Genomic DNA, 15,360 nt, shown 5'->3' with positions numbered 1-15,360 from the left:
CGCAATGCACGAGGCCGAGCGAGAGCGCCGCGGTGCACGCGACGAGGCACGAGATATCCATCCTTTTTCCAGACATACAAGCGGCTCCTTTGGCGTGGCCAGCCAGGGGCCGCTCCTGTTCGGCAAGTAAGCTCCTGTCCGGCCATTCAAGATGTCAGCTCGCCGAGCGCAGACGCTTGGCGTGTTGCGCAGTTCGGCTCGCGGCCAGGCCAGTCCCGTGCCAACGGTCGCGCTCGCTGCGCGCTCGATCTCGCCGAGGCGCGGAGCGAGGCGCCGGGCGCGGGAGACCTCGCAGCCTTCGTCAGGACGGGCACGCCGGGCGCATGCGCGCCGCCGAGGTACGCGGCTCGCGGGCCGTGCGGCCGACCGCGGCGGGCCGGTCGCACCAGCTCGGACCGTCGCGTCCTGAAGCCCGAAGATGAGGCAAATCGCCACGCGCCGTGGCATCACGCATCGATGTGGACACCGGAAACTTTCCGAAGGCGTTAGCGGCCTGAACCCCCGCGGCGCCGGGCGCGGCGCGCGGCGGCCGCGCCCAGCGCCGCGACGGCCGCGAGCGGCGCGCCCCACCCCGTTCTGCCGCCCCACCCCGGCCCCCCGCCCGCGAGCGGCGCCGCGCTGCAACGGACCCTCTGGTCCGCCGCGCAGTCCGGCGCGAACCCATACCGAGGCAGCGGGTTGCACGCCGACGTCGAGAGATCCCGAGGCGGGTAGATCTGGCAGATCCCCGCGATATCGTCGGCGTGCAGCGTCCGGAAGGCCATCGGGTCATTCCAGTCGTACGTCGCGAACATCGTCGCCTCCGGGCTGACCGGCGTGTGGTCGAGCCCGAGGAAGTGCCCGACCTCGTGCGTGACGACGGAGTGCAGATCGTTCTTCGGCGCGGGGACGGTCTCCTCGGTGGAGTAATCGTAAAGGTCGGTGTTGATCTCCATGTCGGCGCCCCAGATATCGCCGGTCTTCGGGTCGAAATGCACCGTGGTGAGCGCGAGCTGGTCGGCCTCGTGCCTGCCGCCCAGCGCGAGCCAGCCCATGTCGCGGAACGTGATCACGTTGACGTTGCCCGGCACAAGCCCGTCGACGATCCTGGTCTTCTTGTCCCTCACGTTCATCTCCACCTTGTCGCACGACGCGGGGCCGAGGTTCTGCACGCGGATGCCCGGAGTCCCGGCGCCGCAGGGCGCCTCCGTCCACGTCCTGAACGCGGTGTCGAGCGCGTCGGAGATCTGCTTGTACGTGACCTCATCCGACGCGTCCTCCTGGACGGCGAAGCCGATGCAGTCGCCCGGCCAGCGGAGCGGCTTGCAGTCGCCGATCGGCTGATCGCCCTCCAGGCACGGGCCGTTCTGGGTGCACGTCGTGGAGCGGCAGTAGGCCGAGGCCTCTGGCGCGCCGGCGAGGACGGCGAGGGCGAGGGCGGCGCAGAGAGACCTACCAGCGTTGATCGACATCGACTCCTCCACGGTCACGCGACAGCACGCGACGGTACCAGCGCCCGCGGCGGGCGGGGCGCCCCGCCGCTCGACGCGCCTCCGGAGAGCAGATATTCCTCGCCCGGTGCCCCGTTACCCGCGGAACATGGGCTACCTCGAGCCGCCGACGCCGGAGGACCTGCGGCGGCTCGCGCCGCGCGACTTCCTGGACCTCTCGCGGGAGGAGGCCGAGATCCTCGCCGCCGGCATCGCCGGGATGCTCCAGACGCTCGACGAGGTCGAGGACCTGCCCGAGCTCCTGCCGCCGGTGCGGCACGGCGCGCGCGACCCCGGGCGGCGGCCGACCAGGGAAGAGGATCCGCTCAACGCGTTCGTCCGCGTCTGCAGGATCGAGGGCGCGCCGGGAGGCCCGCTCGCCGGGCGCACCGTCGGGATCAAGGACAACATCGCCGTCGCCGGCATCCCGATCTCGAACGGCTCGCGCGCCCTCTCCTACACGCCGGGCGTCGACGCCGTCGTGGTCGAGCGGATCCTCGACGCGGGCGCCACGATCGTGGGCAAGACGAACCTCGACGACCTCTCGGCGTCGGACTACGGCGACACGAGCGCCTTCGGCGCGCCGCGGAACGCGCTGCGGCCGACGCACTCGCCCGGCGGCTCGTCCGGCGGCTCGGGCGCCGCGGTCGCCGGCGGCCTCGTCGACCTCGCCGTGGGCGTCGATCAGGGCGGCAGCGTCCGCATGCCGGCGGCGGCGAACGGCGTCGTCGGCCTCAAGGCGACGAGCGGCCTCATCCCGTCGTTCGGGGTCACGTACATGGACCACACGCTCGACTCGATCGGGCCGATCGCGCGGACGGTGCGCGAGGTCGCGGAGCTCCTCGCCGTGCTCGCGGGCGACGACTGGCGCGATCCGCAGTGGGTCCGCGGCGAGATCGCGCTGGACGACTACCTGGCCGGCGTCGAGGACGGGGCGCGGGGCCTGCGGGTCGGCGTGCTCCGCGAGTCGCTCGACCCGGCGCTCTGCGAGCCGGAGGTCCTCGACGGCGTGTACGCCGCCGCGGACGCGCTGGAGCGCGCGGGCGCGCACGTCGACGAGGCGTCGATCCCGCTCTGGCGGCACGGCTTCGCGATCTGGGCGGGCGTGCTGCTGAGCGGGCTGCCGCTGATGCTGCGCTCGAACGGCGCCGGCTACCCCCACCTCGGGTACATCGACGTCGGGCGCGTGCACGCGGCCGGCGTCGCGCGGCGGGCCGAGGCGCACCTCCTGCCGCCCACCATCAAGATGCTGCTGCTCGCGAGCAGCTACCTCGACGACCGCTACATGGGCGTGCCCGTCGCGCGCGCGCACAACCAGCGGCTCGCGCTGCGGCGCGCGATCGACGAGGCCCTAGAGCGCCGCGACGTGCTGCTCACGCCGACGACCCCCCGCGTCGCGGTCCCGCTCGCCGAAGGCCGCGTCACGCAGGCCGAGCTGATGTCACGCGCCTTCCCCGAGACGATCGCCGCCTGCCCCGTGAACGCGTCCGGCCACCCGGCGCTCGCCGTCCCCAGCGGACTCGGCCGCGACGGTTTGCCCACGTCCGTGCAGGTGGTCGGCCGCCGCTTCGGCGAGCGGCGTGTGCTCACCGCGGGCGCGGCGATCGAGCGGGCGCTGTCGCCCGCGCTCCAGAAGGCGCGCGCGGCGCGCTGAGCCGCGGGCCCGCTCCCCCTGGACGCGACCGCCCCCGTGCCGGGATACTCGCGCTCGATGCTGCCTGGCGACCTCTTCGCCAACCGCTTCGAGCTCGAGCGTCTGGTCGGCGAGGGCGGGATGGGCGTCGTCTGGCGCGCGCTGGACCGCCGGACCAGCGAGCCGGTCGCGCTGAAGGTCATCCGCCGCCAGAGCGACTACTACATCGCGCGGTTCCAGCGCGAGGCGAGGGTCCTCGCCGACCTCCAGCACCCCGGCATCGCGCGGTACGTGGACCACGGCGCGACGGACGACGGCCGGTACTACCTCGCGATGGAGTGGCTCGAGGGGGAGACCCTCGCGGCCCGGCTCGCGCGCGGGCCGCTCGGCGTCCAGGACAGCCTCTCGCTCGTGGGTCGGGTCGCCGAGGCGCTCGCGGTCGTGCACGCGCGCGGGTCGGTCCACCGGGACCTCAAGCCGGACAACCTGCTGCTCGTGGGCGGCAGCCTGGCGCAGGTCAAGGTGCTCGATTTCGGGATCGTGCGGCTGGCGAACGCCACCTCCGCGCTGACGAGCCCCGGCGTGCCGCTCGGGACGCCGGCGTACATGGCGCCCGAGCAGGTCCGGAGCAAGCCGGACATCGACGCGCGCGCCGACGTGTACGCGCTCGGCTGCCTCCTGCTCGAGTGCCTCACGGCCCGGCCGCCGTTCGTCGCCGACCAGCTCGTCGCCGTGCTGGCGAAGGTCGTCTTCGAGGAGCCGCCGCGCCCGAGCGCGCTGCGCCCGGGGTTGCCGGTCTGGGTGGACGCGCTCGTGGAGCTCCTGCTCGCGAAGGACCGCGCCCTGCGCCCCGCGGACGCCGCAGAGGTCGTGGCCCTGCTGCGCGCGCAGGGCGCGGGCGCGAGCGGCCCGGCGACGTCGCGGGCGCAGGCCCTGACGAAGGGCGAGCGGCGGCTCGCCTGCGTCGTCCTGGCCCGGGCCAAGGGGGGCGGCGAGGGCGTCCGCGCCGAGCGCTTCCGGGCCTCCACGCCGCGCGACCAGGAAGCCACGATGGATGCCGGGAGCGACACCGTGCAGGTCGCGTGGGCGGCCCAGCGGCTGGAAGGCCTGCGGGACGCGGCGCAGGCCCACGGCGCGCGCCTCGAGGTCCTGCGGGACGGCTCCGTCGTCGCCATCCTCGCGGGCGCGGGCGCGGTCACCGACCTGACCGCGCGGGCCGCCCGCTGCGCGCTGGCGGTCCGCGAGCTGCTCTTCGACTCGTGCGTCGCGCTCGCGACCGGCTGGGACGAGCTCGACGGGACGCAGCCGCTCGGGCAGGTCATCGACCGCGCCGGCGTGCAGCTCGCCGCGATGCCGGAAGACGCCGCCCCGCGCCCGGTCCTGCTCGACCCCATGACCGCTGCCCTGCTCGGGCCCCGCTTCGAGGTCCGGGAGGACGAGCGGTTCCCGTTGCTGCTCGGCGAGCGCGAGCCGCTCGAGGAGGCGCGCACGCTGCTCGGCCGGCCGATCCCCTGCGTGGGGCGGGATCGGGAGCTCCGCACCCTGCGCGAGCTGTTCGACGACTGCGTCGCCGAGCCGTGCGCCCACGCGGTGCTGGTGACCGCGGCGGCCGGCGTGGGCAAGTCGCGCCTGCGCCAGGACTTCGTCCGGCGGCTCCGGGAGGGCGCGTCGCCGCCCGAGATCTGGATCGCGCACGGCGACGCGCTGCGGGCGGGCGCGCCGCTCACGCTGCTCGGCCAGATGGTGCGGCGCGCGGCGCAGCTCGCCGACGGCGAGCCCGTGTCGCGCCGCCGGGAGAAGCTCGCCGCGCGGGTCGCGCGGGTCGTGGACGCCGCGGCCCGGGAGCGCGTGACCGAGTTCCTCGGCGAGCTCGTCGGCACGCCGTTCCCGGACGAGGAGAGCGCGCACCTGCGCGCGGCGCGGCAGGACCCCATCCTGATGGGCGCCCAGACGCGGCGCGCGTGGGTGGACTTCCTGCAGGCCGAGTGCGCGGCGCGCCCGGTCGTGCTCGTCCTGGAGGACCTCCGCGCGGCGGGGGCGTCGCTGGTCCACGAGATCGCGATCGCGTTCGACGGCAAGCGGGTGTGGGCGCGGACGCTGGACGAGGCCGGCGGGATGGCCTGAGCCGGTCAGCGGGGACTCCCGCGGCGTGGCCAGACGTCTGTCCACGCGCAGCCAGGCGTCTGGCCACACACGCCAGCCCGGCCCGGCGTTTTTTCTCGCGGCCCGTGTCAGGCGCCGGGGGATCGCGGCGAAGAAAGAGGCAGGCAGACAGCTCGGGACCACCCCCTGGGCGCTGCCGCATCCACGGCGCTGGCCTGCCGGCGCGCTCTCGAGCGCGCGCCAGGCAAGAAAGGGATTACTTCCATGCGGACTCCCATGCACACGTCCTCTCGTTCCCTCGTGCTCGCCCTGGCGGCGAGCCTCGCCGGCTGCGTCGCGACCGACCTCGCGGAGGAGCCCGAAGCTCAGGACGAAGCCGTCGGCGCGGCGCCCGGCGCGCTCGTGGCGGACCGCGCCAGCCTTCCCACGCCGGCGGCCTACTGGAGCTTCGACACCTGCGCGGCCGGCGCGCTCACGCGCGTCCGGGAGGACTCGGGCCGCGGGGCGTTCGGGGTGATGTCCGGCCGCCGCCTCTGCAGCCCGGGACGTTTCCTCTCGGCCGGCGACTTCGACGGGGTCGCGGATCAGGTCGAGATCAGCAGCGAGGGGCGGAGCTACCTCCACTTTCAGGACCAGATCACGGCGGCGGCCTGGGTCAACCCGCGGAGCGTGACGGGGAACCGCACCATCGTGAACCAGTGGTACGCCAAGGACTCGTTCCTGCTCGGCATTTACAACGGCCGTTACTTCTTCTCCGTGGCCTTCCCCGACGGCGGCTTCGGCCGGCACGTGACCGTCGAGGCCCCCGCCGTCGCGAACGCCTGGGCGCACGTCGCCGGCGTGTACGACGGCGCGGCGCTCAAGCTCTACGTCGACGGCGTGCTCCGCGCGTCCACCCCCGCGTCGGGCGCGCTGCAGCAGTCGACGCGGCCGATCGTCATCGGCGGGCACCCGACCTGGAACGCTTACAACGGCCTGATCGACGAGGTCCGCCTCTACCAGAACGCCCTGAGCGCCGCGCAGGTCGCGCAGCTGGCCGCAGGCGAGGTCTACCCGGTGAGGGCTTATTACGTCTATCCGAGCGACCAGCCGTATCACCAGGAGTACGTCGACGCGATCAACACCTACCTGGACGAGCTGCGCGGCTGGTATCGCCAGGAGTCGGGCGCTTCGTTCCACCTCGTGGGCTTCGTCCAGCCGGTGCGCTCGTCCCAGGATTACCTGACCATGCGCTGCGGCGCGGCGCCGACGACCGCCTGCCGGACCAACCCGCAGGATCTCCCGAACTGGCTGGGCGCGGTGTCCCAGGCCGTCGGCGGCTTCCCGGCGCGGCAATCCACGCTGGTCTTCGCGCAGGGCGGCGGCGGCTGGGCCGGCGCCAACCTCCAGGGCGACTACACCGGATTCGCCCTCGTGGGCGACTGGGTGCTGGAGCCCCTCTCCGGCGTGCGGGAGCCGCTCGCGATCCACTGCGGATACGCCACCTGGCAGTGCAGCGGCGGCGTGCCGAAGGGGACCGTCGCGCACGAGCTCGGGCACTCGTTCGGCCTGCACCACCCGGACGGGTATTCCGGCACCACCATCATGGCCTGGCACGGCGATTACCCGGAGACCGATTTCCTCGATCACGAGCAGATGATCCTCCAGGAGAGCCCGATGCTGTCGTCCGGCGTCCTCGTGCGCAGCGGCCTCTGGCTCGACTTCGGCAACGCCGACGTCATGCACTGGAACACGACGGTGACCCTCACGGGCTCCGGCTTCGGGTCCGGCGCGCAGGTCGAGTTCGTGGACGCCGCGCAAACCACCGTCCGCAGCGCGATCAGCGTCGGCGCCACGAGCCTCACGGTGCAGGTCCCGAGCGGCCTCGGCCCCGGGTACATCCGCGTGCGCAACGGCGCGGGCGCGAGCAACAAGGTCCCCGTGAACTTCCATCCCTGAAGACGGAGATCCCTGAAGACGGGGCGAGATCGCCGGCGCGTTCCGTGCCACCATCGCGCGCATGAAGACCTCGTGGATCACACGCTCGCTCGTGCTCGCCGCCGCCTTCGCCCTCGCCGGCTGTCACAAGGAGGCGCCGGCGCAGGCGCCGCCGGCGCCGGGGCCCGCCCCGAGCGACGGCAGCACACCCAGCGGCGGCGACAGCAGGAGCGGCGCCGACGACACCGCCGGCGGCAGCGACACCAGCAGCGGCAGCGGCAGCAACGCCGCGCAAGGGCCCCGTTGCGCGACGGACGCCGATTGCGTCGTCTCCTGCGCCCGGGAGGGGGATTGCTGCGACCAGCTCTGCCCGCCGTGCGACCAGGCGTTCCACCGCGAGGCGCTCAAGGCGCTCGAGTCATGGCGCGCCGAGCGCTGCGCGGCCGCGAGCTGCCCGGTCGCCAAGTGCATGGCGCCGAAGGAGGACTCCATCGCTCGCTGCTCGGCAGGGCAGTGCGTCGCCGAGCGCGTCCCGCGCGCCGCCCAGTGAGCCGCCCGGTGAGCCGCGCCGCCGCCCGCGCCCCGGAGGCCGCGGGCGGCGGCGCGGCTCAGCCCCCGTCCAGCGGGAAGAGCTGCAGGTTCACCGCCACCACACGCTCGGGGGGCCACGACTCGGAGATCACCGCGCGCATGCTCTCGAAATAGCTCACGTGGAGCTCCGAGAGCTTCGCGAGATCGGCCTCGGAGATCGTGAAGACGTTGAACGAGAAGCGCCCCTCCGCCTTGCGCGTGAGCCGCTCCAGGCCCACGCCGGCCCAGAAGCACTTGAGCCGGTGCTCCGCGTCCTGGTCGGGGCGCGTGTCCACCGTCCGGATCGGCGCGACGCTCCACCGCCCGCGGCGCTTCCGGATCTGGCCGGCCTCCGCGAGCCGGTGCAGGCAGCGCGCCTCGTCCTCGACCGGGAAGCCGAGCCGCCGCGCGATCCACCCCGGCTCGTGCCGCGGGAGCGCCTGGTACGCCGGCAGCTCCAGGGCGAGCAGGATCGCGGGGAGCAGCGGCTCCTCGTAGACGGCGCGGCGCTGGGCCTCGAGCGTGCGCCACGCCGCGCTCGCCGCCGGGAGCGCCGCCGGGTCCGCGAAGAGCGCGACGAAGTCGAGCAGGCGCAGCGAGCACGCGTCGACCATGCGCAAAAAATCCGGCAGCCGCGGCTCGGCCGCCCCCGAGAGCCAGCGCGCGACCGCGTAGCGGCTCCTGCCCGCGCGCCGGGCCACGTCGACGATGGGCGACATCCCGCGCAGCTCCGTCAACAGCGCCGCGACGCCCTCGGCGGACGCCGGATCCGTGCGCGCGAGCCAGGCGGGCAGCGAGGGGAAGAAGCGCCCCACCGCGGCCGCGACGTCGCGCCCCGCGCGCCGCGCCGCGACGAGGAAGGTGGCCGCGGTCGGCCAGCGTCGCCCCGACTCCCACGTGTAAAGCACGTTCGTGCGGAAGCCGAGCCGGCGGCTGAAGGCGACCTGCGAGCGCCGCCCGCGCAGGGCGCGGATCAGGTCCTTTGCGAGGGATTCATGGTCCACGTAGCGCAGGTTCGCACATCCGAGGGTCTTTACGCGGTATGGAATGTGCGAATCCGAGCTGGCGCGCCCCCGGGGGCGGACCCAAGGTGGGCCGCAGGAGGTCCTGCAATGAGCGAGCGACGGTGGCTTTCTTGGGTGATCGCGGCCGCGATGTGCGCGGCGCTGGCCGGGTGCGACGACGGCGCCGCGGCGGGCGGCCAGATCGGCGGAGTCAGCCAGGGGGAGGAGGGATGCGACTATGAGAAGAAGGACATCGCGCTCGATGAGGCCTCGCCGCTCGGCATCTCGGCGAACGACGTGCTGGCCACCGTCGCCGGCGAGCGCTCCGCGGAGCTCGAGTGGGCGAAGGGCGGCAGCACGACGGCGACCTTCTCGGTCGGCGCGCCGCTCGCCGCGCGCTTCGTCCGATCCACGGAGCCAGAGATGGGCGGACCGGGCATCACCGAGCTCCCTGTCGAGCAATGCCCCGATCACCTCGAGATCGACGTCCCGCTCGGCTTCTTGACGGGGGACGGCGCGTTCGCCGAGCTGCTCCCGGCGACGCTCACGGCCTCGCAGGCGGACCTCGCGACGATTCACCACAGGCTCGACCTCGACGCGCTCGAGGGCACGTACGAGGTCACCGAGGTCGATCCCTCGGAGTTCAGGGAGGTGTACGTCTACCTGAGCGGCACGCTGACCGGCGACGCCGTCGCCGGCGACATCAGCGGAATCGCCGAGAGCCACCCGGTCGGGAGCGGACCGGACGCGTCGGTCTCCGCGCGGCCTTTCGACGTCGCGGCGTTCTGAGGCAGCGCCGGGCCGCGCCGGCGCGCGCGGACGCCTTGATGGCGGGCGCCGGCGTGGTGTACGAGCGCGAGGACCACCCCATGGAGCTCATCACGATCGAGCGGGGGCCGGACTCCGCGCGTCGCTCGCTGACGGCCGATCAGATCCTCGCCCTGTGCCGGCGCGTGTTCGGAGAGCGCGTCGTCGTCACGTCCGCCCGGGAGCTCGGCGGCGGCACGTTCAACACGACCTACCTCGTCGCGCTCGCCGATCAGCGGGTCGTCCTGCGCGTCGCCCCGCCGCCGGGGGCTGATCTCTCGTGGGACGAGGCGGCGCTCATGCGCCGCGAGCTCCACATCCAGCCTTACTTCGCCGCGCTCGCGGCGCGCATGCCGCGGATCCTCGCGGCGGACTTCACGCGCCAGCTGATCGACCGCGACTACATGTTCCAGACCTACCTCCCCGGCGAGCGCTGGGACCACACGGCGGACGTGCTGTCGCCGGAGGAGGCCGGCGCGCTCTGGGAGCAGTTCGGCCTCGTCACGAGGGCGATCCACGACACGGCCGGCGCCGCGTTCGGCGGTCCGCACCCGGCGCCCGAGTTTCCGGCGTGGAGCGGGGCGGTGCTGTACCGCCTCGAGCGCTCGCTGGAGACGATGGCCGGGCGGAAGCTCGACGTGACGGACATGACGGCGGCGCTGGAGATCATCCGGGCGCACACGGCCGTGCTCGACGAGATCCGGGAGCCGCGGCTCTTGCACGGCGATCTTTGGCTGTTCAACCTCCTGATCGAGCGCGGGCCGGGCGGGGCCTCGATCGTCGGCGTCATCGACGCGGATCGGGCCTCCTGGGGCGACCCGATGGCCGACTGGACGATGTTCGTGCTGTCGAAGTCGGCGTCTCCGGACACGCAGCCTCTCTACGACCGCTTCTGGCGAGCCTACGGCCGGCCGGAGCCGACGCGGGCGAGCACATTCCGGGCGGCCGTCTACGAGGTGATGAACGTGGGCATCGCGCTGCCCTGGGCCGCGCGCCACGGCCACGACGACATGGTGCTCCGGGGCAAGCGCGAGCTGCGGGAGGCGGTCGAGGCCCTGCAGCGGCTGCGGCGCTAAAGCGACAAACGGGTTGAACCAGCCTGAAACGAGCAGAATTCGAAGCGCCAAGGACGCCAAGGACGCCAAGGACGCCAAGGACGCCAAGAAGAGAATATCTTGGCGTCCTTGGCGCCTTGGCGTCCTTGGCGCTTGATTTCTCGCTCGATCAACATGATCGGTGTCCTAGCAGGGCGCGCCGCGGAGCCGCGGTGTGTTCCGGCGGCGCGGCGTCACCTCACCTCGCGGCATGAGCGCGCGCCGAGCCGGGGCATGGTCGGCCCGGGCGCCCTGCGCCGTGGCTGCTCGCGCTTCTTTGTTCGCGCGCGATGTCAGGAGCCGGGTGGTCGCGGCGAAACAATAGGTGGCAGGCAGAACCACAGCGAGGGGCGACCCCTCCTCTGCCTTCGATGTCCGGTGTTCCGTCGCCGTGCGCGTCTGCGCACGTCCGTACCGCCGCGCGCTCACGCGAGACGGGAGGACGGGCGCCGCTCGGGACGCGCGCGCTCACGGAACACGGACGCGCGCGCAACCGCTCGGCTACTGCACCGTTGATTGCACAACCACGGAAACCACAGGAGGAGTACATGTTCTCGCATCTGTACAAGGCCACGGGCCTCATCGCGGTCGCGCTCACGGGCATCGTCCCTGCCACGCTCGCCGGCTGCATGGCGGAGGCCGGACCATCGACGGACCTGGAGCCGGACGCCCTCGAGGAGGAGATCTCGCACGCGGGCGATCCTGCTGCGCAGGCCGTCGCGCTGGGCACCCCCGTCGAGGCGTCGGACGGGCCAGGCGAGCTGCCCGGCGAGGACACGTCCGCCGCGAACCGGAGCGTGGCGGTGTGTGACGCCACGCTCGCTGTGTGCCGGGCCGCGAACCAGGCAGCCTTCCGCGCATGCCGCCTGGACTGCGAGCGGCGGTTCTGCAACCCCACCACCGGGGTGTGTTATGTCGACGTCTCCGTCTGCTACGCGGAGTGCGAGCGCCCCCAGCGCGCGCGAGACGCCGTATGCCTCGCGAACTACCTGAGCTGTCTGGTCTCCTGAGGCCGGCTGACCCCGCGCGCCCGGCGGCGCGTCACGTCGTCGCCGGCGGCGGGGCAGACCGCGGCAGGAGGAGCACCTTGAGGCGAATCAGGCGGAGCGCGCTCGCCCTCGGGGCCTCCTGCTGCTGCGCGCGCAGGACGTCGGCCGGCTCGCTCGGCAGGGCCTCCGGCCGCCCGATCGCGAGCGCGATCTCCCACTCGCCCGCGGGCACTCCTCGGAAGAGCGTCTCCGTGTCGCCCTCGATGCGGGCCGCGCCCTGCTCCGACACGTCGGCTCGCACGTCCCACGGGCGCGCCGTGCCGCCCTGGATCAAGAAGCCTCGCACCGCGACGGGGCCTTCGACCCGGGTCGTGGGCCGCAGGGCGATCTCGAGCCGCGATCCAGGGCCGAGCCGCGCGATCCCGGGCGCTCCGGCGCCGTGGTTCGTGGTCCGTTGTTCGAGCTCGCCGCCGGCCACCTCCACGGAGTAGGCGGGCACCGGCAGCAGGGCCAGCGCGCCCGGATCGCCGAGCAAGCCGCGCGGGCGATCGCCGTCCCCTTCCGGGGACAGCCGCACGAACACGAGCGCCGCGGCCGCCGCGGCGAGGGCCGCCGCGGCGATCATCCAGGGCGCCCGGCCCCGCTTCGCCGGCAGCGGGATCACGCGGCCTTCACCCGCCGCCGAGGTGCCCTGCGCCCGCGAGGGTGATCCGGTCGTCTCCGCGCCTCGCTCGCCTGCGTCCGCCTCCAGCCCGGCCAGGATCCGGTCCGCGATCCGCGACCGCGCCTCGCTGTCCAGCGGGCGCGACGCCTCCCAGGCTCCTTGGTCCTCCGCGGAGCGCTGCGCCTGCGCCTCCAGCGCGTCGCGGTCGCCCGGCGCGAGCGTCCCCTGCGCCCGCGCGGACCAGCGCGGATCGCTCGCCCGATCCTCCTCGCGCGCGGCGCGCCCCAGCGCCTTCAGCAGCTCGTCGTCCGTCATTGTCCTCCCTCCGGGCTCGTCGCGCGGGGCGGCGCGCCGCGCCCCAGCGGCTCGGCCTCCGCCGCGAGCTCGGCGGCGATCTGCCGGACCAGCCGGGCGATGCGGCTCCGCCACGCATACACGGCGTCCGCCGTCATGCCGGTGATCGCGCAGGCGTCCTCGGTGGATCGCTCGTCCACGAGCAGGAGATAGAAGAGCTCCAGCCCGCGCTCGCTCAGCCGGTCGCGGAGCCGGCGGGCGATGGCCGCGAGCAGCTCGCGCGAGATCGCCGCGGGCTCCGGCGAGACGGACGCGCCGTCGACGCGCTCGAGGGCGTCGTCCTCGGTGGGCTGCTCGGTCCAGGGGTTCCGGCGGCGGCTGCGCAGGATCGAGCACGCCTCGCGCTCGGCCACGAGCCCCACGAAGCTCGCGAGGGAGAGCCCCCGGCCGGCGTCCCACTGGCGCAGCGTGCGCCCCCGGTCCGCGAAGAGCGCGAGGAACACGCTCTGGGTCAGGTCCTCGACCTCCTGCCTGACGTCGCGGTGCCCCGCGGCCCGGCGGCGGCGGAGCAGCGGCCGCATCACCCGCTCCTGGATGGTGGGCGTGAGCAGGTCGACGAGCGCTCGGACCGCCGCCGGCTCCCCGGCCACGGCGCGCGCGATGAGCGCGGCGTCGCGCCCCGGGGCCGCGGCGCCTGACGGCTCCCGCCGCGCGTCGTCGGAGGTCGTCCGCGGCTGCGCTGGCGAGGGAGAGCTGGGCGGCATCGGCGCACAGATAGATGCGCTCGGCACGCCCGTCAATCGAGGCAGGGATTCGCCGCGCGGGCCGAGCCCCGCGATCCCGCCGCGCGGGTCGAGCCCCGCGATCCCGCTGTCCCGGCGCCGAGGCTCGGGCCGCGCCGCTGGACGGGCCCGCTGGACGGGACTCGGGGGCATACGGCAGGCGGTCTGCGGTGCGGGCGTCATCTCGTTCCAGATCCCTACGCCGCGCGGCCCCGGTCTCTGACAGCGCTCCTGCGGCCGGATCGATCGGCGCCGTCGCCGCTTCCATGCGATCTTTTTTCGGGAGGTCCTGTCAGGCGCCCGGCGCGCGCGGCGAACCACCCTGAGAACGCCGGCAGCGACTGTCCTCTCCCACGGTCGACTGTCCCCTTCCCCAGGAGCCTTCATGGTGATGCGACGGACATTTGCGTTTCTTCTGATAGCGATGGGCGCCCTCGCCCCGTCCGGCGCGAGAGCGCAGGCGACGGGGAGCGTCCCGACCCAGTACATCACGAAGCTCTACACGGAAGCGCTGGGCCGCGCCCCGGATCAAGCGTCGTGGCCGGCGGTCGTCGGCGCGTTCGCCGGCGGGTGCACCGTCGAGAGCTTGAAGCGCCTCGGCGTGTCGTTCTACACCTCCGGCGAGTACACGAGCCTCGGATACAGCAACGAGGCCCGGCTGATCACGCTCTACCGCGGCGCGCTGAGCCGCGAGCCGGACAGCGCCGGCTTCGCGTCGTGGAAGCGCGAGCTCGACCGCGGCGCGCCCTGGGCGACCGTCGTCGAGAGCGTCTTTTCCAGCGGCGAGTTCGCGGCGAACGTCGGCCGCGCCTGCAGCGCGAGGTATGGCTGGTCCGCCGCGCCGGTGCTGGACGTGCCGACGGAAGGCGCCGTCGGTTTCGGCGGCGGCAGCGGCGCCGCGCTGCAGAGGCTCCTGGACGAGCGGGCGGCGGCGGGCGGCGGCGTCGTGTTCTTGAAGAAGCGCGCGGTGGTCAGGGCGACCGCCACGTTGACGATCCCCGGCGGGGTGACCTTGATGACCGAGGGCAACCCCGGCCCTCGCCGGTATGCCGAGATGGGGCGGATCGTGCGCGCCTCCGGCTTCAATGCGCCGCTCGTGTCCGTCGCGTCGCGGGGCGCCCTCGAGCACGTCTGGATCGACGGCCGCCGCTCGGAGATCGGGTACATCGTACCTCCGACCGGGATCCGGGATGCCGCCGGGTACAACGTCCAGGCCGTCTGCGACGTGACCATCTCCGAGACGCGCATCGGGGACGCGGCGGGCTGGACCAACATGTACGTCGCGGGCGCCTCCTACCCGGCCGCCGGCTGCGCGTCGGACACGACCCGCGCCACCATCGCCGGCAACCTGATCACGGGTTATGCCAGCCCCGACACGAGTTATACGCAGGACGGGATCAGCGCCGCCTTCCAGAACACCCGGATCACGGCGAACACCTTGGTCGACCTGACGGACGTGCACATGGTCCTCTTCAGGGCGGAGGCCGGGAAGGCCCAGCGCTCGCAGATCACGGACAACACCGTGTTCAGCGGCGGCAATGCCGCCGGAGGCGGGATCGTCCTCGATCCGCTCCCGGCGCCCACGCCGGCCGAGCGCGTGTTTTATTCCTTCGCGGGCACGCTGGTGGAAGGCAACACGATCTGGACCAGCAGCCGTGGTTACATCAAGGTGGCGCTCTCGGTCGGGACACGCCCGTGGTTCGGCGATTACGCCAACTACGCCGACGGCGCGACGGTCCAGCGCAACGGGACGGGCAGCTCGGCGCTGGTCACCAACGCGAACATCCTGATCGCCGCGGCCGGCCTGAGCGATCCGACGGTGGTCGAGGACAATGCGTTCTACGGCGTCCCGTTTGCGCGCCCGTCGAGCGTCGATCCGCGGACGTGTCCAGTGGCGGGCACGGCGATGGATGATGATAGCGCGTATGCTCCGGCCTCCGTGCAAGGGGGCAGCTTCGTGCGGGTCCACTTCCCCGCCGACGGCTGCGTGCCGCCGTTCGCGTGGCCGCCGCCGTGGTAAGGATCGCTGCGCCG

12 protein-coding genes are annotated in these 15,360 nt (G+C 73.6%); 8 read left to right on the top strand and 4 right to left on the bottom strand.

All coding sequences use genetic code 11. From position 1 onward, the window contains the following. Positions 1–485: 485 nt before the first annotated feature. On the bottom strand, positions 486–1,451 hold the full coding sequence (locus tag WMF43_RS14980; RefSeq protein ID WP_437680900.1) for a matrixin family metalloprotease: 966 nt from the start codon (positions 1,449–1,451) through the stop codon (positions 486–488). Positions 1,452–1,557: 106 nt separating this feature from the next. Here WMF43_RS14980 and WMF43_RS14975 point away from each other — a divergent pair, with 106 nt between their 5' ends. From WMF43_RS14975 to WMF43_RS14960, 4 genes are all read left to right on the top strand, one after another. Next, a complete protein-coding gene (locus tag WMF43_RS14975; protein ID WP_437680899.1) occupies positions 1,558–3,123 on the top strand; it encodes an amidase family protein in 1,566 nt (521 codons plus the stop codon). Between the two features lie 57 nt (positions 3,124–3,180). Further along, positions 3,181–5,226: a protein kinase domain-containing protein gene (locus WMF43_RS14970; RefSeq protein WP_437680897.1), complete on the top strand. Its 2,046-nt coding sequence runs from the start codon at positions 3,181–3,183 to the stop codon at positions 5,224–5,226. Between the two features lie 255 nt (positions 5,227–5,481). Continuing rightward, positions 5,482–7,143, top strand: coding sequence for a LamG-like jellyroll fold domain-containing protein (locus tag WMF43_RS14965; RefSeq protein ID WP_437680895.1), 1,662 nt, complete (start codon positions 5,482–5,484; stop codon positions 7,141–7,143). A 61-nt stretch (positions 7,144–7,204) separates the two neighbouring features. Beyond that, on the top strand, positions 7,205–7,672 hold the full coding sequence (locus tag WMF43_RS14960) for a hypothetical protein (protein ID WP_437680893.1): 468 nt from the start codon (positions 7,205–7,207) through the stop codon (positions 7,670–7,672). Between the two features lie 58 nt (positions 7,673–7,730). Here WMF43_RS14960 and WMF43_RS14955 read toward each other — a convergent pair whose 3' ends face one another. Next, positions 7,731–8,696, bottom strand: a complete 966-nt coding sequence (locus tag WMF43_RS14955; RefSeq protein WP_437680891.1) for a DUF4423 domain-containing protein — start codon at positions 8,694–8,696, stop codon at positions 7,731–7,733. Positions 8,697–8,804: 108 nt separating this feature from the next. On the opposite strand from WMF43_RS14955, the gene WMF43_RS14950 reads away from it, so the two are divergent. The 3 genes from WMF43_RS14950 (at position 8,805) to WMF43_RS14940 (ending at position 11,607) form a co-directional block, all read left to right on the top strand. Beyond that, a complete protein-coding gene (locus WMF43_RS14950) occupies positions 8,805–9,485 on the top strand; it encodes a hypothetical protein (RefSeq protein WP_437680889.1) in 681 nt (226 codons plus the stop codon). Positions 9,486–9,523: 38 nt separating this feature from the next. Next, positions 9,524–10,579, top strand: coding sequence for a phosphotransferase family protein (locus WMF43_RS14945; protein ID WP_437680888.1), 1,056 nt, complete (start codon positions 9,524–9,526; stop codon positions 10,577–10,579). A 566-nt stretch (positions 10,580–11,145) separates the two neighbouring features. Then, entirely contained in the window at positions 11,146–11,607 is a 462-nt protein-coding gene (locus WMF43_RS14940; RefSeq protein ID WP_437680886.1) for a hypothetical protein, read from the top strand. A 31-nt stretch (positions 11,608–11,638) separates the two neighbouring features. Here the strand turns inward: WMF43_RS14940 and WMF43_RS14935 are convergent, their stop codons facing one another. Continuing rightward, the gene (locus WMF43_RS14935; RefSeq protein ID WP_437680884.1) at positions 11,639–12,565 is read right to left on the bottom strand and encodes a hypothetical protein; all 927 of its coding nucleotides are present in this window, start codon (positions 12,563–12,565) and stop codon (positions 11,639–11,641) included. Beyond that, complete coding sequence (locus WMF43_RS14930) at positions 12,562–13,308, bottom strand: RNA polymerase sigma factor (RefSeq protein ID WP_437680882.1); 747 nt, start codon at positions 13,306–13,308, stop codon at positions 12,562–12,564. Before WMF43_RS14930 ends, WMF43_RS14935 begins: the two co-directional genes overlap by 4 nt. 442 nt (positions 13,309–13,750) lie before the next feature. On the opposite strand from WMF43_RS14930, the gene WMF43_RS14925 reads away from it, so the two are divergent. After that, on the top strand, positions 13,751–15,346 hold the full coding sequence (locus tag WMF43_RS14925) for a DUF4214 domain-containing protein (protein WP_437680880.1): 1,596 nt from the start codon (positions 13,751–13,753) through the stop codon (positions 15,344–15,346). Positions 15,347–15,360 lie beyond the last annotated feature (14 nt).

Origin of the sequence: Sorangium sp. So ce131, from assembly GCF_051519095.1 — a bacterium.
Classification (GTDB): Bacteria; Myxococcota_A; Polyangia; order Polyangiales; family Polyangiaceae; genus Sorangium.
The sequence above is the reverse complement of the archived record's forward strand: the minus strand, read 5'-3'. Positions and strand labels throughout refer to the sequence as shown.